Origin of the sequence: Vulcaniibacterium gelatinicum (assembly GCF_008033445.1) — a bacterium.
Classification (GTDB): Bacteria; Pseudomonadota; Gammaproteobacteria; order Xanthomonadales; family Xanthomonadaceae; genus Vulcaniibacterium_B; species Vulcaniibacterium_B gelatinicum.
The window spans coordinates 41,882-64,787 of the sequence record NZ_VNKO01000010.1 but is presented as its reverse complement, the minus strand read 5'-3'; the positions used below and the strand labels follow the sequence as shown (position 1 = coordinate 64,787).

19 protein-coding genes are annotated in these 22,906 nt (G+C 69.8%); 12 read left to right on the top strand and 7 right to left on the bottom strand.

Annotated features, from left to right (window positions below):
• Nucleotides 1-8 precede the first annotated feature (8 nt).
• The gene (locus FPV26_RS07625) at nt 9-992 is read left to right on the top strand and encodes an ABC transporter ATP-binding protein (RefSeq protein WP_147653277.1); all 984 of its coding nucleotides are present in this window, start codon (nt 9-11) and stop codon (nt 990-992) included.
• Complete coding sequence (locus FPV26_RS07620) at nt 989-1,786, top strand: ABC transporter permease (protein ID WP_147653275.1); 798 nt, start codon at nt 989-991, stop codon at nt 1,784-1,786. Before FPV26_RS07625 ends, FPV26_RS07620 begins: the two co-directional genes overlap by 4 nt.
• 15 nt (nt 1,787-1,801) lie before the next feature.
• On the opposite strand, the gene FPV26_RS07615 is transcribed toward FPV26_RS07620, so the two are convergent.
• Entirely contained in the window at nt 1,802-2,608 is an 807-nt protein-coding gene (locus tag FPV26_RS07615) for a TatD family hydrolase (protein ID WP_147653273.1), read from the bottom strand.
• A 397-nt stretch (nt 2,609-3,005) separates the two neighbouring features.
• Between FPV26_RS07615 and hrpB the strand changes: the two genes are divergently transcribed.
• Both hrpB and FPV26_RS07605 read left to right on the top strand, forming a co-directional pair.
• Entirely contained in the window at nt 3,006-5,510 is a 2,505-nt protein-coding gene (hrpB, locus tag FPV26_RS07610) for an ATP-dependent helicase HrpB (protein ID WP_147653272.1), read from the top strand.
• Between the two features lie 75 nt (nt 5,511-5,585).
• Nucleotides 5,586-5,999, top strand: coding sequence for a hypothetical protein (locus FPV26_RS07605; RefSeq protein ID WP_147653270.1), 414 nt, complete (start codon nt 5,586-5,588; stop codon nt 5,997-5,999).
• 9 nt (nt 6,000-6,008) lie between these two features.
• Here FPV26_RS07605 and FPV26_RS07600 read toward each other — a convergent pair whose 3' ends face one another.
• From FPV26_RS07600 to FPV26_RS07590, 3 genes are all read right to left on the bottom strand, one after another.
• Nucleotides 6,009-7,106, bottom strand: coding sequence for a hybrid sensor histidine kinase/response regulator (locus FPV26_RS07600; protein ID WP_147653269.1), 1,098 nt, complete (start codon nt 7,104-7,106; stop codon nt 6,009-6,011).
• Nucleotides 7,107-7,192: 86 nt separating this feature from the next.
• A complete protein-coding gene (locus tag FPV26_RS07595; protein WP_147653267.1) occupies nt 7,193-7,729 on the bottom strand; it encodes a pseudouridine synthase in 537 nt (178 codons plus the stop codon).
• 13 nt (nt 7,730-7,742) lie between these two features.
• Nucleotides 7,743-8,603 (bottom strand): class I SAM-dependent methyltransferase, encoded by an 861-nt coding sequence (locus FPV26_RS07590; RefSeq protein WP_147653266.1) that lies wholly within the window; start codon nt 8,601-8,603, stop codon nt 7,743-7,745.
• 220 nt (nt 8,604-8,823) lie between these two features.
• On the opposite strand from FPV26_RS07590, the gene FPV26_RS07585 reads away from it, so the two are divergent.
• Nucleotides 8,824-9,036: a hypothetical protein gene (locus FPV26_RS07585; protein WP_147653264.1), complete on the top strand. Its 213-nt coding sequence runs from the start codon at nt 8,824-8,826 to the stop codon at nt 9,034-9,036.
• A 48-nt stretch (nt 9,037-9,084) separates the two neighbouring features.
• On the opposite strand, the gene FPV26_RS07580 is transcribed toward FPV26_RS07585, so the two are convergent.
• A complete protein-coding gene (locus tag FPV26_RS07580) occupies nt 9,085-11,310 on the bottom strand; it encodes an NADP-dependent isocitrate dehydrogenase (RefSeq protein ID WP_147653262.1) in 2,226 nt (741 codons plus the stop codon).
• Nucleotides 11,311-11,397: 87 nt separating this feature from the next.
• On the opposite strand from FPV26_RS07580, the gene FPV26_RS07575 reads away from it, so the two are divergent.
• From FPV26_RS07575 to csb2, 7 genes are all read left to right on the top strand, one after another.
• Nucleotides 11,398-12,462, top strand: coding sequence for an ERCC4 domain-containing protein (locus FPV26_RS07575; RefSeq protein ID WP_147653261.1), 1,065 nt, complete (start codon nt 11,398-11,400; stop codon nt 12,460-12,462).
• A gap of 33 nt (nt 12,463-12,495) precedes the next feature.
• Nucleotides 12,496-13,941: an SEC-C metal-binding domain-containing protein gene (locus tag FPV26_RS07570; RefSeq protein WP_147653260.1), complete on the top strand. Its 1,446-nt coding sequence runs from the start codon at nt 12,496-12,498 to the stop codon at nt 13,939-13,941.
• Between the two features lie 165 nt (nt 13,942-14,106).
• Nucleotides 14,107-16,692: a type I-G CRISPR-associated helicase/endonuclease Cas3g gene (cas3g, locus tag FPV26_RS07565; protein ID WP_147653258.1), complete on the top strand. Its 2,586-nt coding sequence runs from the start codon at nt 14,107-14,109 to the stop codon at nt 16,690-16,692.
• The gene (locus FPV26_RS07560) at nt 16,689-17,198 is read left to right on the top strand and encodes a hypothetical protein (RefSeq protein WP_147653256.1); all 510 of its coding nucleotides are present in this window, start codon (nt 16,689-16,691) and stop codon (nt 17,196-17,198) included. The genes cas3g and FPV26_RS07560 overlap by 4 nt, the downstream gene beginning before the upstream one ends.
• A complete protein-coding gene (gene cas8g1, locus FPV26_RS07555) occupies nt 17,195-19,579 on the top strand; it encodes a type I-G CRISPR-associated protein Cas8g1/Csx17 (RefSeq protein ID WP_147653255.1) in 2,385 nt (794 codons plus the stop codon). The genes FPV26_RS07560 and cas8g1 overlap by 4 nt, the downstream gene beginning before the upstream one ends.
• Before the next feature lie 12 nt (nt 19,580-19,591).
• Nucleotides 19,592-20,599, top strand: a complete 1,008-nt coding sequence (gene cas7g / locus FPV26_RS07550; protein WP_147653254.1) for a type I-G CRISPR-associated RAMP protein Csb1/Cas7g — start codon at nt 19,592-19,594, stop codon at nt 20,597-20,599.
• Nucleotides 20,600-20,604: 5 nt separating this feature from the next.
• A complete protein-coding gene (gene csb2, locus FPV26_RS07545; protein ID WP_147653253.1) occupies nt 20,605-22,152 on the top strand; it encodes a type I-G CRISPR-associated protein Csb2 in 1,548 nt (515 codons plus the stop codon).
• Nucleotides 22,153-22,188: 36 nt separating this feature from the next.
• On the opposite strand, the gene FPV26_RS07540 is transcribed toward csb2, so the two are convergent.
• Both FPV26_RS07540 and FPV26_RS07535 read right to left on the bottom strand, forming a co-directional pair.
• Entirely contained in the window at nt 22,189-22,557 is a 369-nt protein-coding gene (locus FPV26_RS07540) for a PIN domain-containing protein (protein ID WP_147653251.1), read from the bottom strand.
• A 6-nt stretch (nt 22,558-22,563) separates the two neighbouring features.
• The gene (locus FPV26_RS07535) at nt 22,564-22,803 is read right to left on the bottom strand and encodes a ribbon-helix-helix protein, CopG family (protein ID WP_147653250.1); all 240 of its coding nucleotides are present in this window, start codon (nt 22,801-22,803) and stop codon (nt 22,564-22,566) included.
• Between the last annotated feature and the right edge of the window lie 103 nt (nt 22,804-22,906).

The following is a 22,906-nucleotide window of genomic DNA, read 5'->3' as shown; positions in this document are numbered from 1 at the left end:
CCGCTCCGATGTCCGACCAGCCCCCTGCCGCGATGGCGCCCGCCCTCGCCGTCACCGACCTGCGCAAGACCTACGGCAACGGCGTCGAGGCGCTCAAGGGCGTCTCGCTCGAGGTCCGCCCGGGCGACTTCTACGCCCTGCTCGGCCCCAACGGCGCCGGCAAGTCCACCCTGATCGGCATCGTCAGCTCGCTGGTCAACAAGAGCTCGGGCCGCGTGCGCATCTTCGGCACGGACCTGGACGCCGAGCGCAGCGCCGCGATGCGCCTGATCGGCCTGGTGCCGCAGGAACTCAACTTCAACATGTTCGAAAAGCCGTTCGACATCTGCGTGAACTACGCCGGCTTCTACGGCATCCCGCGCCGCGAGGCGCAGCGCCGCGCCGAGCAGGTGCTGAAGGAGGCGCAGCTGTGGGACAAGGCCCAGGTCATGTCGCGCACGCTCTCGGGCGGGATGAAGCGCCGGCTGATGATCGCGCGGGCGATGATGACCCGGCCGAAGCTGCTGATCCTGGACGAGCCCACCGCCGGCGTGGACATCGAGATCCGCCGCGGCATGTGGAAGACGCTGCGCGAGATCAACGCCGCCGGCACCACCATCATCCTGACCACGCACTACCTCGAGGAAGCCGAGAGCCTGTGCCGGAACCTGGCGATCATCGACCGCGGCCGGATCGTCGAGCAGGGGCCGATGAAGGCGCTGCTGGCCAAGCTCGACGTGGAGGGCTTCCTGCTCGACGTCGAGGGCACGCTGCCGGAGACCCTGCCGCAGATCGCCGGCGCCACCCTGCACGCGCCCGACCACCACACCCTCGACCTGGAGATGCCGCGCGCGATGGACCTCAACCGCGTGTTCGCCGCGCTCAACGACGCCGGCATCCGGGTGCGCTCGATGCGCACCAAGAGCAACCGCCTGGAGGAGCTGTTCCTGCGCCTGACCGGCGAGAACGCGCAGGACGGCACCGCGCAGGTGCCGCCGGAGCAGGCCGCATGAACGCCACCGCCGCCGAACCCACCATCGCCCGCCGCAACCTGGTCGCGCTGGCGACCATCGTCCGCCGCGAGGTCGCCCGCATCCTGCGCATCTGGGGCCAGACCCTGGTGCCGCCGGCGATCACCATGACCCTGTACTTCCTGATCTTCGGCGGCCTGATCGGGCGCCAGATCGGCGCCATGGACGGGATCCGCTACATGGACTTCATCGTCCCCGGGCTGGTGATGATGAGCGTGATCCAGAACAGCTACGGCAACATCAGCTCCTCGTTCTTCGGCGCCAAGTTCGGCCGCCACGTCGAGGAGCTGCTGGTCAGCCCGATGCCGCACTGGGTGATCCTGACCGGCTACGTCGCCGGCGCGGTGCTGCGCGGGCTGATGGTGGGCGCGATCGTGCTCGCGATCGCGATGCTGTTCACCCGCGTGCGGGTGCCGCATCCGCTGGTCACCCTCTCGACCGTGCTGCTCGGCGCGACGATCTTCTCCCTGGCCGGCTTCGTCAACGCGGTGTACGCGAAGAAGTTCGACGACATCGCGATCGTGCCGACCTTCATCCTCACCCCGCTGACCTACCTCGGCGGCGTGTTCTACTCGGTGCGGCTGCTGCCGGACTGGGCGCAGACCGCGACCCACCTCAACCCGATCTTCTACATGGTCAACGCGTTCCGTTACGGCTTGCTCGGCGTGAGCGACGTGCCGCTGTGGATGGCCTACGCGCTGATGCTCGGCTTCGTGGTGGTGCTGGCCGCGCTCGGGCTGTGGCTGCTCGAGCGCGGGGTGGGTTTGCGCAGCTGAGCGGCACGGCCGCGCTCAGTCCGCGCCCGGCGCGGGCGGCAGGCGGAAGAACGCGCGTGCGGTGGCGGTGGTGCGGGCGGCGGTGACGGCGACGTCCTCGCCGCGGTCGCGGGCCAGTTCCTCGACGATGTGGGCGAGGTACATCGGTTCGTTGCGGCGGTGGGACGGCGGCGGCCGCACCGTGCGCGGCAGCAGGTAGGGGGCGTCGGTCTCGATCATCAGTCGTTCGGCGGGGATGTGCCGGACCAGTTCGCGCAGGTGGGTGCCGCGGCGTTCGTCGCACAGCCAGCCGGTGATGCCGATGTACCAGTCGCGGTCGAGGTAGTCGAACAGTTCCTCGCGGGTGCCGGTGAAGCAGTGCACGACGGCGGGGCCGAGGCGGCCGTCGAAGTTGCGCATCATCGCCATGAAGTCGGCGTGGGCGTCGCGCTGGTGCAGGAACAGGGGCTTGCCGGTGTCGGCGCCGATCTGCAGCTGGAGTTCGAAGGCGCGGCGCTGGGCCGGGCGCGGGGAGAAGTCGCGGAAGTAGTCCAGGCCGCATTCGCCGACGGCGACGACCTCGGGGTGGGCGTGCAGGGCGCGCAGTTCGGCGTCGCATTCGGCGCTGTATTCGCTGGCGTGGTGCGGATGCACGCCGGCGGTGGCGAACAGTTCGCCGGGGTGGGCGCGGGCGAGGGCGAGCGCCTTGGGCGAGTGTTCGCGGCTGGCGCCGGTGACGACCATCTGCACCACGCCGGCGGCGCGGGCGCGGGCCAGCACGGCGTCGCGGTCGTGGTCGAAGCTGTCGTGGGTGAGGTTGGCGCCGATGTCGATCAGTTGCATGGGCGCGGATTTTACGGGGTTGGCGGGAGTGGGCTGGCGCTGCCCGTGCATGTTCTCGCCGCTTCGTGTGGGGGCGCCGGTCTGCCTGGGGTGGGGTTCGCCGCGTGGGCTCCGCGTCCGGCTCCGACACGCGGCCGCGCGCCATCCCCATCCATGGCGCGCTCGACGCGACACCCCCCGCGCACCGGACCCGGGCCGACCAAGCCTCCCGCAATCACACCAGGACCCGGGCCGCCCAAACTTCCCGCAGCTCGAACAGGAGCCGGTCCGACCATCTCATCCGCGCCTGTTTCAAGGCGCGTTCGTCGCTTCCGCACCCCTGCATCCCACGCGCGGATTCCACTGCACACAGGTCACGCCCTCGGTCCTCCCCGACCCCGCACCGTATCCTGTTGCCGTGAATCGCCCCGCGTTCCCGATCGATGAACTGCTGCCGCAGCTGCGCGAGCGCCTCGCCGCGCATCCGCGGCTGGTGCTGGAAGCGCCGCCCGGCGCCGGCAAGACCACCCAGGTGCCGCTCGCGCTGCTCGATGCCCCCTGGCTGCAAGGGCGCAAGCTGGTGATGCTCGAACCGCGCCGCGTCGCCGCGCGTGCGGCCGCGGGCTTCATGGCGCAACAACTCGGCGAAGCGGTGGGCGAGACCGTCGGCTACCGCATCCGCTTCGAACAGAAAATCTCGGCCCGCACCCGCATCGAGGTCGTCACCGAAGGCATCCTGACCCGGATGCTGCAGGACGACCCGCTCCTGGACGGCGTCGGCGCGCTGCTGTTCGACGAATTCCACGAACGCCACCTCGCCAGCGACCTGGGCCTCGCCCTCGCCCTCGACGTCCAGGCCTCGGTCCGCCCCGACCTGCGCCTGGTGGTGATGTCGGCCACCCTCGACGGCGAACGGCTCGCCGCGTTCCTCGACGCCCCGCGGCTGGCGAGCGCCGGCCGCAGCCACCCGGTCCGCATCGCCCACTTTCCCGCGCGGCGCGAGGAACCCCTCGAACACCAGGTGCGGCGCGCGGTCGAACACGCCCTCGCCGAGCATCCCGGCGACGTGCTGGTGTTCCTGCCCGGACAGCGCGAGATCGCGCGCGTGCAGACGCTGCTGCAGGCGCAGGATGCCCCGGCCGTGCCCGCCGAAGTGCTGGCCCTGCACGGCGACCTGCCGGTGGAACAGCAGGTGCGCGTGCTGCAGCCGGCGCCCGACGGCGTGCGCCGCGTGGTGCTGGCGACCAACGTCGCCGAATCGAGCGTGACCCTGCCCGGCGTGCGCGTGGTGGTGGACACCGGCCTGGCGCGCGAACCGCGCTTCGATCCGAACTCGGGCTTCTCGCGGCTGGAGCGGGTGACCGTCTCGCAGGCCTCCGCCGACCAGCGCGCCGGCCGCGCCGGGCGCGTGGCGGAAGGCTGGGCCTACCGCCTGTGGCCGCAGTCGCAGCGGCTGGAACCGCAGCGGCGCCCCGAGATCGCGCAGGTGGACCTGGCCGGGCTCGCGCTCGAACTGGCCGCCTGGGGCCAGGCCGCGCTGTGCTTCCCCGATCCGCCGCCGCCGGGCGCGCTGGCCGCCGCACGCGACCTGCTGCAGCGGCTCGGTGCGCTCGAAGGCACGGCGCCCACCCCGCTCGGCCGGCGCATGCTCGCGCTCGGCACCCATCCGCGCCTGGCCGCGATGCTGCTCGCCGCGCGCGCGGACGAACGCGCCCTGGCCTGCGACCTGGCCGCGCTGCTGGAAGCGCGCGATCCGCTGCGCACGCGTTCGGACGCCCTGCACGCGCGCTGGCAGGCACTGGCCGCGTTCCGTGCCGGGCGCGTCCCGGCCGAGGCCAGCCGCAGCGCCCTGGCCGCGCTCGATGCCGCCGCCGCGCAATGGCGCCGGCGCCTGCGCGTGGACGCCGCGCCGCCGCGCGAGGCGCCCGCGCACCGGCTCGGCGACCTGCTGCTGCACGCCTTCCCCGACCGCATCGCCCGCCAGCATCCGCAGGACCCGCGCCGCTACCAGCTCGCCAACGGCCGCATCGCGCGCCTGGCCGAGGACAGCGCGCTGTACGGCGAGCCGTGGCTGGTGGCGAGCGAGGTGCGGTTCGAAGCCCGGGACGCGCTGCTGCTGCGCGCCGCGCCGCTGGACGAGGCGCGGCTGCAGCAGGAATTCCCCGAACGCTTCGTCGAGGAGGATGCGGTGCGCTGGGACGCGGCCCGGCGCGCGCTGGTCGCGCAGCGCGAGCGCCGCTTCGATGGCATCGTGCTGGAGACGCGCCCGGCCGGACGGGTGGATCCGGCGCGCGCCGCGCAGGCGCTCACCGACGCGGTGCGCACGCTCGGCCTGGCGGTGCTGCCCTGGAACGAGGCGACCACGCAGTGGCGCGCGCGGGTGCGTTGCCTGCGCGCGTGGATGCCGGAGCTGGACTGGCCCGACCTGTCCGACGCCGCGCTGCTCGCGCGCCTGGACGAGTGGCTGCGGCCGGCCTTCGCCGGCAAGACCCGGCTCGATGCGCTGGACGCAGCCGAATTCGCCCAGGCCCTGCACACGCTGCTCGACTGGCCGCAGCGCACGCGGCTGGAGGCGCTGGCGCCCACGCGCATCGCGGTGCCGTCCGGGCTGGAGCGGCGCATCGAGTACGCCTACGACGAGGCCGGCGATGCCCCGCGCGCGCCGGTGCTGGCGGTGAAGCTGCAGGAACTGTTCGGCCTGGCCGACACCCCGCGCATCGCCGACGGCCGCGTGCCGCTGACCCTGCACCTGCTCTCGCCCGGCGGCAAGCCGCTGCAGGTGACCCAGGACCTGCGCGGCTTCTGGGACCGCACCTACCCGGAAGTGAAGAAGGAAATGAAGGGCCGCTACCCCAAACACCCGTGGCCCGACGATCCCTGGAGCGCGACCCCGACCCACCGCGCCAAGCCGCGCGGGAGCTGAGCGCGGCGCGCATCACGCCTCGTGAACGCCGCGGTGCGGACACTGCGCCGGCATCCCGTCCCGGAGGAGCCCACGATGAAGCACGACGCGCCGATGAACGAGGACCTGGCCCGACCGCCGCTGTCGGAACGCGCGCTGCACCTGCTCGACCAGCTCGGCGAGACCCTGCGCCGCGAGATCCCGCGCCATCCCGGACGCTGGCTGCAGGCCGGCGCCGCACTCGGCGCGGTGCGCGCCGGCACCCGCACCGCCGGCCGGGTCGCGCGCCGGCACCCGCTGCTGCTGGCGGCGGCCGTGGTCGGCGCGGGCGTGGCCACCTGGTACCTGCTGCGGCAACGCGCGCGCCGCGCCGAACAGGCGCCGCTCGAAGGCCAGGCGCGGCGGGTCGAGGCGGTGCGCCGCGACGCCGCTGCGGCCCCCCGCGCCGCGCCCGTCGGCCCACCGCGCCGCCGCACGCGCGGTTCCGCCACCGACCGCACCGCGCACTGAGCGCCGCGCTCAGGCGGAGGCCGGCGCCTCGGGCAGCTCGATCACGAACTGCGCGCCGCCGCCCTCGCGGTCCTCGTACCAGAGCTGGCCGCCGGCGTTGGCGATGATCTGCCGCGCCAGCGCCAGGCCCAGGCCGCTGGAGGTGCCGTCGTCGTGCTCGGCCAGGCGCACGAACGGCCGGAACAGCTCGCGCTGGCGCTGCGGCGGGATGCCGGGGCCGCGGTCGAGCACGCGCAGCTGGCGCCAGCCCGGCGCGCTGGCGCGCACCTCGAGGGTGAGCTCGCCGCCGCCGGCGGCGTACTTGAGCGCGTTGGTCACCAGGTTCTCGGCCACCTGGCGCAGCACCAGGCCGTCGATCGCCACCCGCCCCGCGGGTTCGGGCAGCAGCGACTGCAGGCGCATGCCGCGGCTCTCCAATTGCGGCTCGTAGCGCCGCACCAGCCAGTCGTGCAGCTCGCGCAGGCACACCGAGGCCTGCGCCGGCGCCTGCGCGGCCGCGGCCTTCTGCGTCTCCAGGTAGCGGCGGATGTAGCCGAGCGCGTCCTGCGCGCTCTCGTGGATCACCTGCAGGTAGCGCGGCACGCGCTCGGGCCGGCACTGGCCCTGCAGCAGCAGCTCGCTGGCGAACAGCACGCTGGTGAGCGGATTCTTCAGGTCGTGCGCGACCAGGTTGACCAGCGCCTCGCGTTCGCGCGCGACGCGTTCGAGCCGGTCGCGCGCCAGCTTCAGGCCCAGGTGCGAGTTGACCCGTGCCAGCAGTTCCTCGGGCGTGAACGGCTTGGTCACGTAGTCCACCGCGCCGGCGTCGAACGCGCGCAGCACCACGTCGCGGTCGTGCGCGGCGGTCAGGAACACCACCGGCACGTCGTGCAGCGGCGGATGCCGGCGCAGCTCGGCGAGCAGGGCGAAGCCGTCCATGCCCGGCATCAGCATGTCCAGCAGCAGCAGGTCGGGGGTGTGCTCCAGCGCCAGGCGCAGCGCCTCCGCGCCGGTGGCGGCGCCGAGCACCTCGTGGCCCTGGCGCGACAGCAGCGCGCTCACCACCCGCAGGTTCGCGGGCTGGTCGTCCACCACCAGGATCCGTCCGGTCAGTCCGGGCTGGGTCATGCCGAGCCTCCCCGCGCACGCGTCCCCATGCGCATCGCCGCGACCTTAGCAGAACCGCGTGCCTGCGACCGGCGCCGCACGGGCGCTCAGGCGCACGCCCGCCACTGCCCCGGCGCGAGGTCCGCGAGCCGCCACGGCCCGATCGCCACCCGCACCAGGCGCAGCGTCGGCAGGCCCACCGCCGCGGTCATGCGCCGCACCTGGCGGTTGCGGCCCTCGCGCAGGGTCAGCTCCAGCCAGGCGTCGGGCACGGTCTTGCGGAAGCGCACCGGCGGATCGCGCGGCCACAGCGGCGGCGGCGCGATCGTGCGCACCTGCGCCGGCCGGGTCGGCCCGTCGCCCAGCACCACGCCGTGGCGCAGCGCCGCGAGCTGTTCCGCGCGCGGCGTGCCTTCCACCTGCACCCAGTAGGTCTTGGGCTGCTTGTGGCGCGGATCGGTGAGCCGGTGCGCGAGCGCGCCGTCGTCGGTGAGCAGCAGCAGCCCTTCGGAATCGAAATCCAGGCGTCCGGCCGGATACACGCCCGCCGGCAGGCCGAACGCCGCCAGCGTGCGCCGCGGCGGCGTGCTGCGGTCGGTGAACTGGCACAGCACGCCGTAGGGCTTGTTGAGGGCGATCAGCAAGGCCGCTCGCTCGTCAATCGCGGCGCGGCTTGCGGAAGCGCAGCGTCATCCGGTCGCTCTCGCCGATCGCCTCGTACCTGGCCGCGTCCGCCGGATCGTGGCGGCGCGTGGGCGGCAGCGTCCACACGCCGTTGGGATGGTCGGTGGTGTCCTTCGGGTTGGCGTTGATCTCGCTCCGGGCCTCGAGTACGAAGCCGGCCTGCTGCGCCAGCCCGATCACCAGCGCCTCGGTGAGGTAGCCCGACTTCTTCATCGTCGCCAGGTCGGTGCCGGGCCGGGCGCGATGGTCCACCACGCCGAGCGTGCCGCCTTCCTTGAGCACGTCGAAGAAGGCGCGGAAGTAGGCCTCGGCGTTGCCGTCGGACACCCAGTTGTGCACGTTGCGGAAGGTCAGCACCACGTCGGCCGAGGCCGGCGGGCCGAACACCGGCGCCTTCGGGTCGAACACGCGCACCTCCGGCGTGCCGTACACCGCCGGGGCGGCGGCGAACCTGGCGCGCAGGCGCGCGTTGAGGTCGTAGCGGTACTGCGGCTGGCCCGGGATCGCGTCGTCCCACACCGCGGCCACGTAGCGCCCGCGCTCGCGCAGATACGGGGCCAGGATCTCGGCGTACCAGCCGCCACCGGGGGTGATCTCGATCACCGTGTCGTCGGCGTCGACGCCGAAGAAGCGCAGCGTCTCCTTCGGATGGCGGTGCACGTCGCGGGCGACGTTGCGCGGATCGCGCCAGGGGCCGGCGATCGCCGCATCCAGCGCGGCGCCGGTGGCGTTGCTGATCGGGGCATCGCCGCGGCCGCGCTCGTCGGCGGACGGCGTGGCGGCGCAGGCGGCGAGCACGGCGCAGGCGAGCAGGGCGGGCAGCAGGCGGGACATGGGCGGACTCCGGCAGCAGCAGGGATGCCAGCCTACCGCCGGCAGCGCGGCGGTGCGCATCTGCGGTTCGCCTGGCTTGAAGCCCGTGCGCGGCGTCCCCACTTGGCGGTGCCCGCCATGCATGGCGGGCCAGCGACACGCCGGTGCAACCGCACGGGCATCTTCCAGTCACGTGCGGCCACCAGACTGCGCCGGCCCCTTCCCCCCAAGGAGCCCGAGCATGTCGATGCCCCTGTTCCAGACCCCGTGGCTGCGCGAGACGCGTGTGCAGCCGACCTATCCCGGGCCGTCGCGCTACGGCCCGCGTTACGCGCGCCGGCGGCGCCCGCCGGCCGAGGCGCCGGGGCCGTTCGAACTGGCGTCGTTGCAGATGGTGCAGGTCGCGCGCGAGCTGCTCGCGCGCGGCGCGCCGGAGTTCGGCCGCGCCGCCTGAGGCCAACCCGGGAACGTCCGCCCCCGGGTGCGGGGGCGGACAGCGGGCTCAGCCCGCGCCGAGCCCCGCCAGCGCGGCGTTGAACGTCGCGCTCGGCCGCATCGCCGCGGCCACCTTGGCCAGGTCCGGGTGGTAGTAGCCGCCGATCTCGACCGGCCGGCCCTGCACCGCGATCAGTTCCTCGACGATCTGCGCCTCGTGCGCGGCCAGCGCCTGCGCCAGCGGCGCGAACGCCGCCTGCAGCGCCGGATCGGCGTCCTGCGCGGCCAGCGCCTGCGCCCAGTACAGCGCCAGGTAGAAGTGGCTGCCGCGGTTGTCGATCGTGCCCAGCTTGCGTCCCGGCGAGCGGTCGTGCTCGAGGAACATCGCGTTGGCCGCATCCAGCGCCTCGGCCAGCACCCTGGCCCGCGCGCTGCCGGTGCGCTCGGCCAGATGCTCGAACGAGGCGGCCAGGGCCAGGAACTCGCCCAGTGAATCCCAGCGCAGGTAGTTCTCGGCCAGGAACTGCTGCACGTGCTTGGGCGCGCTGCCGCCGGCGCCGGTCTCGAACAGGCCGCCGCCGGCCATCAGCGGCACGATCGAGAGCATCTTCGCGCTGGTGCCGAGCTCCAGGATCGGGAACAGGTCGGTCAGGTAGTCGCGCAGCACGTTGCCGGTGACCGAGATCGTGTCCAGGCCCTGGCGGATGCGCGCCAGCGAGTGCCGCATCGCGTCCACCGGCGCCAGGATGCGCAGGTCGAGGCCGCCAAGGTCGTGCTCCTGCAGATAGCGCTCCACCTTGGCGATCAGCTGCGCGTCGTGGGCGCGGCCGGCATCGAGCCAGAACACCGCCGGCGTGGCCGACAGCCGCGCGCGCGTCACCGCGAGCTTGACCCAGTCGCGGATCGCCGCGTCCTTGGTCTGGCACATGCGCCAGATGTCGCCGGCCTCCACCGCGTGCTGCAGCAGCACCTGGCCGGCCTCGTCGAGCACGCGCACGGTGCCGGCGGCGGGGATCTGGAAGGTCTTGTCGTGCGAACCGTATTCCTCGGCCTTCTGCGCCATCAGGCCCACGTTCGGCACGCTGCCCATCGTCGCCGGGTCGAACGCGCCATGCGCCTTGCAGTCGTCGATCACCGCCTGGTAGATGCCGGCGTAGCAGCGGTCCGGGATCACCGCCTTGGCGTCCTGCAGCGCGCCGGCCGCGTTCCACATCCTGCCGCCGTCGCGGATCATCGCCGGCATCGAGGCGTCCACGATCACGTCCGAGGGCACGTGCAGGTTGGTGATGCCCTTGTCGGAGTTGACCATCGCCAGCCCCGGGCGCTCGGCGTACAGCGCAGCGATGTCGGCCTCGATCGCCGCGCGCGCGTCGGCCGGCAGCGCCGGCAGCTTCGCGTACAGGTCGCCGATGCCGTTGTTGGGGTCGAAGCCGATCGCCTCCAGCGCCTGCGCGTGCTTGTCCAGCACCGGCGCGTAGAAGCGGCGGACCACCGCGCCGAACAGGATCGGGTCCGACACCTTCATCATCGTCGCCTTCAGGTGCAGCGAGAACAGCACGCCCTGCGCGCGCGCATCGGCGATCTGCGCGTCCACGAAGCGCTCCAGCGCGGCCAGGCGCATCACCGCCGCGTCCACCACCTCGCCGGCCTCGACCCTGATCCCGGTCTTGAGCATCTGCCTGCGCCCGTCGGCGCCTTCCAGCTCGATCCGCAGCGAGGTCGCCTGCGCCACCGTCACCGACTGCTCGCTGCCGTAGAAATCGCCCGCGTCCATGTGCGCCACGTGCGCCTTCGACGCCGCGGTCCACTGCCCCATCCTGTGCGGGTGCTTGCGCGCGTAGGCCTTGACCGAGGCCGGCGCGCGCCGGTCGGAGTTGCCTTCGCGCAGCACCGGATTGACCGCGCTGCCCTTGACCTTGTCGTAGCGCGCCTTGATCTCGCGCTCCTCCTCGCTGCGCGGCTCCTCCGGATAGTCCGGCAGCGGATAGCCCTGCGCCTGCAGCTCGCCGATCGCCGCCTTCAACTGCGGCACCGAGGCGCTGATGTTGGGCAGCTTGATGATGTTGGCGTCCGGCGTCTTGGCCAGCTCGCCGAGCTCGGCCAGGTCGTCGTTGACCCGCTGCGCCGCCGACAGCCGCTCCGGGAACTGCGCCAGGATCCGCCCCGCCAGCGAGATGTCGCGCGTCTCCACCGCGACCCCGGCCGTGCGCGCGTACGCCTGCACGATCGGCAGCAAGCTGGCGGTGGCGAGGAAGGGGGCTTCGTCGGTGAGGGTCCAGAGGATCTTGGGCATGGCGGCGGGCGGGGGCGTGGGCGGGCCGGCTATTATCGGCGCTCCGGGCTGCGCCGGACAGGACGTTTCCTTCGAGCCTCATTCCCCATGCCGGCCTGGTGGATCGTCGAACGCACCGCGGACGCGCGCTTTCCCTGGCGCATCCGGATCGAGCAGGATGGCCGCGTCCTGCTCGTCGTGCGCGCGCAGAGCGCCTGGCCCGGTGCCGGCGCCCAGGTGTTCTGCCTGCGCGAGCGCGAGGCCGACCCCGCCGAGGCGCTGACGCCGCACGAGCGCGTGCCCGTCGCGCACCTGGCGCGCCTGGGCCGCAAGCTCTCGGTCACGCTCGACCGCCCGCAGCGCAAGCGCTGCGAGTTCCTCACGCTCGACAAGCCGCGCAAGGACGGCGGCACCTACGAACAGATCTTCTTCCGCACCGAGGCCGCGGTGCGCGGACACCGTTCGTCAAAGCGCACCGAACTCGTCGCCAACCTGCCGCTCGAAGTGGCGGTGGACAGCGCCGAGCGCTACCCGTGGCGGTTCCCCGGCGCGCATGCGACACGGCGCAAGCTGCCGGTGGGCGACTACGCCCTGCTGCACGAACAGCGCCCGGTGGCGGTGGTCGAACGCAAGACGCGCGAGAACTTCCTCACCGACCTGGCCGAGCTCAAGGGCCTGCAGCAACAGCTCGCCGAACTGGCCGCCTATCCGCACGCCGCGCTGGTGCTGGAAGCCCCCTACCGCGATTTCGGCGACCCGGCCAGGCTCGGCCGCTGGCCCGCGGCGCACGTGCAGCGCGTGCTGGCGGAACTGCCGGCGCTGTTCCCGCACGTGCAGTTCGTGTTCGCCGGCAACCGCAAGCTCGCCAACCTGTGGACCCAGCGCTGGTTCGCCGCCGTCGCCGCCAGCCTGGCGCAGCCCGCGCCCGACAGCGTGCGCGAACCCCTCGCCCACTACCGCCCCGCCCCCGCCGACGGCGGCCTGGACACCCGCATCCGCCTGGCGATCCTCCACGAACTGCCCGACGGCTTCGCGATCGCGAGCCTGCGCCAACGCTTCCCCGACACCCCGCCCGCACGGCTCAAGCGCATCCTCGACCAACTGCGCGCGGAGGGCCGGCTGCGCCGCGAGGGGCATGGGCGCGGGGCGCGGTGGCGGCGGGCCACGGGCTAGACTGGACGCCCCTCGCGACGCCCCCGCCTGCCCATGCCGACCGCCAGCCGCAACGCGCCCTGCCCCTGCGGCAGCGGCAGGAAGTACAAGCACTGCTGCCTCGCGGCCGAGGCCGCGAAGGTCAGCTCGCGCGAACAACTCCTCTGGCGCCGTCTGCGCGCCGAGCTCGAGGGATTGCCGGCACGGATGTTCCGCTTCTTCCTCGATACCTACGGCGAGGCGGCGCTGGACGCCGCCTGGGGCGAGTTCATGCTGGCCGATGGGGAACGAGAACCGTTCGACCCCGAGACGCCGCATCTTCCGGTCTTCATGCCGTGGCTGTTCCATGCGTGGGCGCCGGCAGCCGGCGATTCCTGCGTGCCGGATCCGGACCTGCACGGCGTGCGGCCCACCGCATGCTGGCTCGATCGGTACGGCAGGCGGCTGTCGCCCTTGCTGCGCGAGTATCTCGCCGCTTGCCTGGAGGCCCCGTTCGGGTTCCATGAAGTCGAGCGCTGCGAGCCGGGCCGCAGCATCACCCTGTGTGATGTCTTCACCGGCGAAATCCGTGAAGTGGCCGAGGGCACGGCATCGCGCAGCGTGAAACCCGGCGAACTGCTGTACGCCCAGCTCGTCACCGTGCAGGGCCTGACCGTCCTCGAGGCAACCGGCCCGATCCCGCTGTCGCCGGCCGAGAAGATCGATCTCATCGAACTGCGCCGGCTGATTCGCGAAGATGTCGGACGCATCGACCGCGACGTCCTGCGCGACGCGGACGACATGCTGCGCGAGCACTATCTCCGCTGTGCCGAGCAGGCGCTGTACCCGGCACCGCCGCAACTCCACAACACCGACGGCGAGGACGTCGAATTCCACAAGCTCGTCTTCGACATCGACTCCGCCCAGTCCGCCTTCGACGCGCTCAAGTCGCTCGACATCCTGGCCGACGAGGCCGAGCTGCTCGAGCGCGCCGAGCGGAATGCCGACGGCGGCTTGCATCGCGTCGAACTGACCTGGGCCAAGGCCGGCAACCAGGCGCATGCGCACTGGAACAACACCGTGCTCGGCGAGGTGCTCATCCACGGCCAGCGTCTGACCGTCGAGGTCAATTCGCGCGAACGCGCCGAACGCTTCAAGCAGATCGTCGCCGAGCGCCTCGGCGAGCGCGCCCGGTTGCGCCTGGACGAGCTGCAATCGGTGGAGCGCATGCTCGCGCAGGACGCAGTGGCTGCACATGCACCGGTCTCCGATGCCCCGGACGCCGAAATCGAGGCACTGCTGGCCGAGCAGATCGAACGGCACTATGCAACCTGGCCCGACACCGCCCTCCCCGCGCTCGACAACCGCACCCCGCGCGAAGCCGTCGCCGACCCCGACGGCCGCGAACAGGTCGAGGCCCTGCTGCGCGACATGGAACTGCGTGGCTCGGCGGTGCCGGGTGCAAGTACCGACCAGTTCCAACGCCTTCGCCAACGGCTGGGGCTGCCAGCCCGCGCCTGAGCCGTGCACGGGCGCGGCCGTCGCAGGATCTGAGACGGCCGCCGGCTATCCATGCCGCATCGCCGTTGCCTCCGCCGCGTGGCCGGCATCACGCCGCCACCGCGTAGAGCTCTTTTGCCTGGAGGACACCGGGACGATGCACGCGCAAGCCTTCATCGGATGAACATGAACTACGACACCTTTTTCCGCATCGCGATGGGTTGGGTCGAGATGCCGGGCGCCAACCCCTTCCCATATCAGCGCCGGCTGGCCGAAGGCGGTTTCGGAGAAAACGTCGGACAAAGCTGGCCCGACCTGCTCGAAGTGCCGACCGGCCTGGGCAAGACCGCGGCGGTCACGCTGGCTTGGCTGTGGAAGCGCGGCTGGCGCCAGGGCGGGCGCGCGGAACCACCGGATCCGGACACCCCGCGCCGCCTGGTCTGGTGCCTGCCGATGCGCGTCCTGGTCGAGCAGACCCAGCGCAACGTCAGGGACTGGCTCGAGAACCTGAAGATCCTTGGCGAACCGGGGCAGGGCCAGGTCTCGGTGCATCTGCTGATGGGCGGCTCGGAGGACGCGCGCCGCGCCGATTGGGCCGAGTACCCCGAGGAAGACGCGATCCTGATCGGCACCCAGGACATGCTGCTGTCGCGCGCGCTGATGCGCGGCTACGGCATGAGCCGCTATCAGTGGCCGATGCATTTTGCGTTGCTGCACAACGATGCATTCTGGGTCTTCGACGAAGTCCAGCTCATGGGCCCGGGGCTGCCGACCAGCGCCCAGCTCGAGGCCTTTCGGCAGCGTCTGCCGCTGGCGAAAGGCTGCCGCAGCCTGTGGGTCTCCGCCACCCTGAACCGGCAATGGCTCGAGACTGTGGATTTTTCCACCAAAGCGCTGGTGTCACTGCCACTGGCACAGGACGACGTGAGCCGCCGTGACGTCCAGGAGCGGCGGAGCGCCGTCAAGCGATTGAAGCGCGCCGACTTCCGCCTCGAAGGGGTGACGAAGCACGATCTGGAAAGTTACCTCGATGCATTGGCCGATGCTGTCGTTCGTGCGCATCAGCCAGGGGCGACCACCCTGGTCATCCTCAATACCGTCGAGCGTGCGCAGATGCTCTATGAGCGGCTGGGGCCGGCACCCGCCAAACGCGGCCGGAAAGCCTCGAGGGAATCTGAAGCATCCTCGAGCCCCGAGCGCCTGCTGATCCATTCCCGCTTCCGCGGTCCGGATCGGCGCGCGATCGAATCCCGCCTGCAACAGCCTCTGCCGGAACAAGGTCGCATCATCGTCGCCACACAAGCCGTCGAGGCTGGTGTGGACATGTCCTGCCGCACCCTGTTCACGGAGTTGGCTCCCTGGGCCTCGCTCGTGCAGCGTTTCGGCCGCTGCAACCGCTACGGAGAACACAACGAGGAGGGTGCGGACATCGTCTGGATCGACTTTTCCGGCGACAAGGAAACCGCACAGCCCACCAAGGAAACTGCGCAGCCATATTCTCCGGAGCAGCTCGCTGCGGCCCGTGCAAAGCTAGCAGGCCTCGACAGCGCCAGCCCGGCCGACCTGCCGGCGACCGACGAGCCGGCGCCGCTGTATGCGGTACTGCGCCGGAAGGACTTCCTCGACCTCTTCAACACCGACCCCGACCTTTCCGGCTTCGATGTGGATATCGCGCCCTATGTGCGCGATGCCGATGACGCCGACGTGCTGTTGTTCTGGCGAGACTTCGGCGACGACCCGAACGAACCGATGCAACGACCGCCCACCCGGGACGAACTTTGCCGGGCCAGCCTTGGCAAGGCCGCGGCTCCGGCCTTGCTCGGCCGGTTGGGGCACGGCCAGGCCTGGCGCTGGGATCCGCTCGCGCGCCGCTGGCAACGGCATGGCGGGAACGACCGGTTGCGGCCCGGTCTGGTACTGATGCTGTCGTCCGCGGCGGGCGGATACCGTGCCGATCTCGGCTTTGCAGCGGACGAGAGAGCCGAGGTTGCGCCGTTGGTTACCGAAGCGGCGGCCGAGGTGGAGCCAGAAGCCTACGATGGGGACCCGCGCAGCCTGCTCAGCAAGCCCGTCCCGCTGCCTGTGCATCTGGCCGACGCCGAAAGCGAGGCTGGGCAGCTCTGCGCCGCTCTCGACATCCACGATCCTGAACGCGAGATCATCGTCACCGCCGACCGCTGGCACGACATCGGCAAGCTGCACGAAGCCTTCGACTGCATGCTGCGTCAGGCACACCGCAAGGGTACCGACGAAGAGCTTGGCGAGGGTTACTGGGCCAAGGCCGGCCGCAAGCCGGGCCGCAGGCCGCCGCGCGCCAAATATCTGGTGCGTGACGGCGAGAGCGAGATCGAGCGCAGGCATTTCCGTCACGAACTGGCCTCCGCGCTGGCCTGGCTACACGCAAACGGCCATGCCGACGACGAGCGCACCAATCTCGTCGCCTATCTGATCGCCGCCCATCACGGCAAGGTGCGGCTGTCGCTGCGTGCCTTGCCCGGCGAGGCCGAGCCGGAAGATGGGCGCTTGTTCGCACGCGGCGTCTGGGACGGCGATGTGCTTCCGGCCTTCAGCTTCGCCGACGGGCAATCGCTTCCGGAAACTCCGTTGCATCTGGAGTTGATGCAGCTTGGCGAGGGAGCGCAAGGCCCCTCGTGGACCACGCGAACACACCGCTTGCTCGCCAGCCCAAGCCTCGGGCCGTTCCGGCTCGCGTGGTGCGAGGCATTGGTGCGCATCGCCGACTGGCGTGCCTCGCGCAAGGAGCAGGCATGAAGCTCGACGCATTCGAGGCGGTCGCCAGGGCCCTCAACGATGCAGGCGTGCGCTACCTCGTGGCGGGCGGACTGGCGGTCAATGCTCACGGTTACCTACGCTTCACCGCCGATATCGATCTCGTCATCGCGCTCGACGCGAACAACATCGTCGCTGCCTTCGCGGCCCTCGCCAAGATCGGTTACCAACCGGCCGTCCCTATTAGCGCGCAGCAGTTCGCCAGCGCAGAGCAACGCCGGCACTGGTACGAGGACAAGGGCATGCGCGTGCTCAATTTCTTCAGCAACTTCCACCCCGAGACCTCCGTGGACGTGTTCGTTTACGAGCCCTTCGACTTCCGGCAGGAGTACGAGGCTTCGATGCAGGGCGAGATCGCCCCTGGACTGCCCGCACGCTTCGTTTCCATTCCCACCCTGATCCGCATGAAGGAAGTGGCGGGCAGGCCACGTGATTTGGACGATATCCAGCATCTGCGCTGGATGCTCGAAAGCGAGGGCTGGCCATGAGCGAACAGAACCACATCGACTGGTCGAAGACGACTTTCGATGGCAGCCGCCGGGAACAATTGCGGCGCTGGCGCGCGCTGACGTTGCGCGAGCGCCTCGAAGCGCTCGACCGCCTGACCGCACACGCCGAGCGCACCCGCGCCATGGCGGCGGGGCCCCAGGCCGGCGGCGTCCGCGAACCGACCCCGGGGTATCGGAACAACCGCGGCACGAACGAGATCGTCCTGCACGGCTGCACGCCGACACCGTTGGCCTCCTACCTCAAGGCACTTGCGGTGCTGCGCCTGGTCGCCGAGCAGGCGGACGACCCGGACGCCACCGGCTGCTGGCGCAACGACGTTTTCGTGCTGAGCACCCGATTGAAGAGTGAGGAGCTACTGGAATTCTTCCTGGAGCGCTATCAGCCGACGCCGCTGGTCGCGCCGTGGGGCGCGCGGTCCGGATTCTTTTCCGGCTCGTCAGAGCGAACTGCCAGAGAGGCGCTTTCGCGCATTGCGAACTCGAGTATTCCGCGCCTAGAAAGATACCGTGAAGCAATCCGGCTTGTTCAGAATCTTCTGAAGAAGCATGGCTTCGATGTGAAGGCTTCTGATGAGAGGAAGCTTGATCTCCTAAGCATTTGTCGATCAGAGCTTCCTGACCACATCTTGCCGTGGCTTGATGCGTGTTATGTATTGACCGCAGAAGGCCGAAAGTTTCCTCCATTGCTCGGAACAGGTGGAAACGAAGGTAGTGGAAGCTATGTATCTGGCTTCGCGCAACAGGTTGTCGCTTGCATAGTTGATCGCGGCTATGACTACGCAATAGAAACATCATTGTTTGCCTCTAACCTGCCGCTGGTCAGGACAGATCAAACGCCCGGGCACTTTTCCCCACCAGATGCTGGCGGCGCGAATGCTTCGACTGGTTTCGATGATGACACTTGGACCAATCCATGGGATTACTTGCTGGCACTTGAGGGAACTCTGCTTTTTGCAAGTAGTGCAACCCGCCGCGGCGAGTTCTCTGCCCCGTCTTTCAACTTCCCGTTTGTCGTGTCACCGCTAGCAGGAGGCACGGCCGGTTATGTTCCAGACGAGGAGCGCCCTAAAAAGGCCAAAAGGCAGGTCATGGAGCTATGGCTCCCACTTTGGCAACGGATGTGCCCGCTCGATGAGATCAGGTCCCTGTTCTCAGAAGGTAGAGCGACTCTCAAAGGCAGAGTAGTTTCTAAGGGGCTCGACTTTGCGCGCGCAATCGCACAACTTGGTATCGATCGTGGTATCTCTCAGTTTCAGCGATTCAGCTTTCTAATGCGAAACGGGCAAAGCTTTTTCGCAACGCCTATTGAAAGATACGAGGTGTGCCGCAATCCACAGGCGGACTTGATCGACGACCTCGATCGCAACGATTGGCTTTCGCGGGTACAGCGTCTCGGACGCGATGACAAGGCGCCAAACGCATTCCGCGGCCTGGCCAATCAACTGGACGCCGCCCTGTTCGCAATGGCCCGGCGTGTGGATCGGCAGGCTGTGGAACAGACGCTGAGGCTGCTCGGACGCATCGAAATCGTGGCGGCGCGCAGTTCCCGGGTGCGGGAGCAAGTGCCTCCCCCGCTTCCCATGCTTACGCCGGGCTGGGCGCGTCGCGCCGACGACGGCAGCGCCGAATTCCGGATTGCAACCGCCTTGGCCAGGCTCTCTTTTCGTTCGGGTGTGGATGGAAAGCGCGTCGTGCTCGGACTGCGCCCGCATCTGGTCCCGGTGCGTCTGGATGGCCGCAGTTGGGACGAGAACGGCGGCCTCGTCTGTTGGAACGCGGGCACGCTGGAGCGCAATCTCGCGCAGTTGCTGCATCGCCGCCGTCTCGAGGCGATCCGGCTCGGTGCCGAAGACGAGCTGTTGGCAAGCCGCACCGGCGCCACCCTCGAGGACGTGCACCACTTCTTCGAAGGCGGCACTGACGATCGACGCATCGCCGAGCTTGCCCATGGCCTCGCCTGCGTCGAATGCCTCGAACTCGATCCACCGAAGAGCGATATCCCCATCGCCTTGCCCTCGGCCTATGGGTTGCTCAAGCCGTTCTTCACCGCCGAGTCAATGCTGCGCGCGCTCGACTGGCTGCCCAGGGATCGCAGCCTGCGCCTGCCGGCCGAGATACCGGCTCGACTGGTTGCCGACGATGTCGAGGCAGCCCTGCGACTTGCTTGGCAACGTCTGCGCGCGCTCGGCATCAAGCTGCCGGGCCGGCAGCCGCCCTGTTACCCGCGTCGCGGCGACGGCCCCCGCCTGCTCGCCGCGCTTGTGATTCCGCTGACCTTCGGCGAGACCCGCCGCCTGTTGAATCGGCTCGATCTGGCGCCCGAAACCGAACTCGAACCAACCATCGAAACCGCCGACTGAAGGAGACCCGTCATGCCCCTCGACCTGAGCGCCCTTGACCATACCCCCCGCTTGCTGCTTGAGGCACGGCTGAAGCCGCTCCAAGGCACGCGCTTCCAGCCAACAGGTTTCCCCAATCTCGGTCCCGCTACCTACGACGGCCCCGATGGCAAGCGCATGCTGCTCGTGGAATCGGCGCAGAGCATGGCCAACCGGCTCGAGACCGTGTGTTGGGACAGGGTCGCAGACGACTGGGTCGCGCCACTGAAGGGATTGCCCGTCATCAAGGTTGTGAACAAGACCGGCGAGCCGCTCACCAACACAGTGCTCGAAGCGCATCGGACGAATTCACCCTACATCCTGGAAGGCAAGGACACGACAGTCCTGAGCCTGCTCAAGCAGGAGCTCGCCGGCATGGAAGAGGGGCCGGTTGACATCCGCAAACTGGCGGCTGTGCTACTGCGCATGGATACCAACGCCCTGCTGCATGGGGTCTTTCTTGCCAAGTCCGATCTCGCAGGGGGTCGCCTGCGGCTTCCGCGAGCGTTGTCGGCCTTCATCGAGGCTGAGGACGTGCGCGAGGCGCAAAGCGGGGGCGTCAAGAACGACCAAGTCAATCCTTCCGGTGACACAGCACGCGGATTTGGCAATGTTCCATTTGCGCGTTCGGAGTTCACGGCGCCCAAGATCACGGCTTACTTCAACCTTGATCTCGCCCAGATCCGAGGCTACGGCCTCGGCGAAAACGTCACACGGCTGCTGATCACGCTTGCCTTGTTCAAGATTCGAGCCTTCCTCGACGAAGGCCTGCGTCTTCGCACTGCCTGCGATCTCGAATGCGAATCGCTCACCGTGACTCGGCCGGAAGGCTTCACGGTGCCGACGCGAGAGACGATTGAAGCCGAGCTTCCAACTCTCATCGCCAAGGTCGCCGAAGAGAATGGTTGGCCGCAAAAACGCGTCACCGCCGTCACCTGGGAAGGCGCCGGCAAAGCCAAAGACAAGAAACAGGACGAGCAGACCGAGGCTGCCAACGGATAAGTGCCATGCTGGCGATCCAGTTCACCTTCCCCGGCGGCCGCTACCACGCCACGCCTTGGCGACGGCACGTCAACGAGGCGGATGTCGCCTGGCCGCCAGACACTTGGCGTCTGGCACGAGCCCTGATCGCCACTTGGCACCGCAAGCTCGACCAAGGGCGCTATCCGCGGGAACATCTCGCCGGGCTGCTGGCGCGGCTGGCGGAAGCCAGGCCACCCCGGATCCGGTTGCCCGAGGACGTCGTCCATGCGCACACGCGCCACTACATGCCTGCCAAGGGCGACAAGCCCACACTCGTCTTCGACGCCTTCGTGCGTGTGAACCCGGACGATCCAATCGTGCTGGCCTGGCCGGATCTCGTGCTGGAGCCCGAGTCTCTGACCTTGCTCGATGAGCTGCTGGACGCGATGGCCTACTTCGGGCGTGCCGAATCCTGGGTGCAGGCGCACCGCGCCGAGTGGTGCGACGGATTCAATTGCCTGCCCGATGCACCGGACGTGGATACCGAGACCGGCGAGGTTCTGGGTGAAATCGTGCGTGTGCTGGCGCCGGTGTCTCCCGCGCGCTACACCGCATTGAGGGCCGACCGCTTGGGTGGCAAGAAGAGCCCCCCTGCCAAGCTGCGCCGTTCGCTTCCCGAGGACTGGCTGGACGCGCTGAGCTTGGACACGGATGACTGGAAATCCGCCGGCTGGGATCGCCCCCCGGCTGCGGAGATCGTCAGTTACCGGCGTCCGCTCGAAGCGCTGCCCGCCGTGGCACGCAAGCCAGCGCCGAAGCGCGTCTCATCCCGTCCGGTCACCGCCCGCACCACCGCCCGCTTCGCCCTCTACGGCAAGCCCCTGCCGCGCATCGAGGATGCGGTCCGCGTGGGCGAGGCCCTGCGCGCGGCCGTCATGGGCAAGGCCAAGCGCCTGCTCGGTGAACAGGCGATTCCGTGCGAGCTGTCGGGCCACGAACTCGGAGACGGCAATCGCCACGGGCATGCCTTCTGGCTTCCGGATCCGGATCGGCGCGGTGAGATCGCACACGTCCTGATCCACGTGCCCGCTGGTTTGAGCGACGATTCCGTGCGCGTGCTTGCCGCCCTGAAGACCGTCCGTTATGGCGAGGGCGAATCGTTGCGTGTGATGCTCGAGGCCCTCGGCGTCGCCGCCTTGTTTCGCCAGCACACGCCGCTGGCCGGCGAATCCGCGGTCTGGCGCAGTGTCACACCCTATCTGCACCCCTGGCACCTCAAGAAGCCGGCGTTGCGCTCGCCCGAGGCCCTGCATCAGGCGCTGCTTGCGCAACTGCGCAAGGAATGGCATGCCCGTGGCGAAGGGCTTCCCGAGATCCTCGATTTCCGGGAACTGCCCGACTGCGATTTCGACGGCCGTCGCCTCAAACCCCTGCACTACCACCGCTTCCGCGGCAAGCGCGGCCTGACTCAACCCGACACGCTGGGCCGCCTGATCGAACTACGCTTCGCGGCGCCCGTGCGCGGGCCGCTCGCCTTGGGCTTCGGCTGCCACTTCGGCTTGGGCCTGTTCGCACCCGCCGGAGTCGAATAGGACGACGTTCGGAGGCGCTCGATGCCAGGCTACGCATCACACCCGATACGGCACCACCACTTCCAGCTCCCCACCCGGCTGGAAGTCACGGGTATTGCGCGTCACCAGGGCCAACCCATGATGTTGCGCGACGGCCGCCTGCAGCGCATCCGGAAGCTTCCAGCGTTGGGTGCGACGCAGTGCGGCGGCGCGGTCGGCGATCTCGGTGGTGATCGGCAGGCTGGGGAAGTGGTCCAGCAGTTCACGCGCCAGCGGCGCGGCAGCTTCATCGAATCCGGCCAGCACCTCGGCCCGGGTGATGGCGGAGATGGCGGCCTCGGCGCCGGTTTCAGCGAGAAAGTCGGTCGCGGCGGCGATGCCGTTGAAGTGGTCGATCAGGATCACCGAATCCAGCAGGAACCTCATGCGCCGTTACCGCTCCCACTCCGAACGCAGCCGCTGCTGCCAGGCCAGACCGTCGCCTTGTCGCCACAGGCCTGCAGTGCGCTGCAGGGTGTCCCGCAACCGGGGAGGGCGCCGCCGCTCCTGCGCCAGGCGGTAACCGCGGATGGCTTGCCGGACCACTTCGGTCATGGGCACGTGCCGCGCCTTCGCCTCGCGGTCCAGCCAGGCCTTGTCGTCAGGGTCGAGATTGATGATGGTCCTGGGCATGGCGGAACGATATCACATCCAAGCGCAGGCGATATCGCCCTGACTTCCCGACCGGGCCGATCCTTGACAAGCACATTCCGGGCGAGGTTAGCTAAGCGCATTA

What these genes read in the sequence shown, in the direction of transcription:
- FPV26_RS07625 (WP_147653277.1), top strand. Translation starts at nt 9, where the DNA reads ATGTCCGACCAGCCCCCTGCCGCGATGGCGCCCGCCCTCGCCGTCACC.
- FPV26_RS07620 (WP_147653275.1), top strand. Translation starts at nt 989, where the DNA reads ATGAACGCCACCGCCGCCGAACCCACCATCGCCCGCCGCAACCTGGTC.
- FPV26_RS07615 (WP_147653273.1), bottom strand. Translation starts at nt 2,608, where the DNA reads ATGCAACTGATCGACATCGGCGCCAACCTCACCCACGACAGCTTCGAC.
- FPV26_RS07605 (WP_147653270.1), top strand. Translation starts at nt 5,586, where the DNA reads ATGAAGCACGACGCGCCGATGAACGAGGACCTGGCCCGACCGCCGCTG.
- FPV26_RS07600 (WP_147653269.1), bottom strand. Translation starts at nt 7,106, where the DNA reads ATGACCCAGCCCGGACTGACCGGACGGATCCTGGTGGTGGACGACCAG.
- FPV26_RS07590 (WP_147653266.1), bottom strand. Translation starts at nt 8,603, where the DNA reads ATGTCCCGCCTGCTGCCCGCCCTGCTCGCCTGCGCCGTGCTCGCCGCC.
- FPV26_RS07585 (WP_147653264.1), top strand. Translation starts at nt 8,824, where the DNA reads ATGTCGATGCCCCTGTTCCAGACCCCGTGGCTGCGCGAGACGCGTGTG.
- FPV26_RS07580 (WP_147653262.1), bottom strand. Translation starts at nt 11,310, where the DNA reads ATGCCCAAGATCCTCTGGACCCTCACCGACGAAGCCCCCTTCCTCGCC.
- FPV26_RS07575 (WP_147653261.1), top strand. Translation starts at nt 11,398, where the DNA reads ATGCCGGCCTGGTGGATCGTCGAACGCACCGCGGACGCGCGCTTTCCC.
- FPV26_RS07570 (WP_147653260.1), top strand. Translation starts at nt 12,496, where the DNA reads ATGCCGACCGCCAGCCGCAACGCGCCCTGCCCCTGCGGCAGCGGCAGG.
- cas3g (WP_147653258.1), top strand. Translation starts at nt 14,107, where the DNA reads ATGAACTACGACACCTTTTTCCGCATCGCGATGGGTTGGGTCGAGATG.
- FPV26_RS07560 (WP_147653256.1), top strand. Translation starts at nt 16,689, where the DNA reads ATGAAGCTCGACGCATTCGAGGCGGTCGCCAGGGCCCTCAACGATGCA.
- cas8g1 (WP_147653255.1), top strand. Translation starts at nt 17,195, where the DNA reads ATGAGCGAACAGAACCACATCGACTGGTCGAAGACGACTTTCGATGGC.
- cas7g (WP_147653254.1), top strand. Translation starts at nt 19,592, where the DNA reads ATGCCCCTCGACCTGAGCGCCCTTGACCATACCCCCCGCTTGCTGCTT.
- csb2 (WP_147653253.1), top strand. Translation starts at nt 20,605, where the DNA reads ATGCTGGCGATCCAGTTCACCTTCCCCGGCGGCCGCTACCACGCCACG.
- FPV26_RS07540 (WP_147653251.1), bottom strand. Translation starts at nt 22,557, where the DNA reads ATGAGGTTCCTGCTGGATTCGGTGATCCTGATCGACCACTTCAACGGC.
- FPV26_RS07535 (WP_147653250.1), bottom strand. Translation starts at nt 22,803, where the DNA reads ATGCCCAGGACCATCATCAATCTCGACCCTGACGACAAGGCCTGGCTG.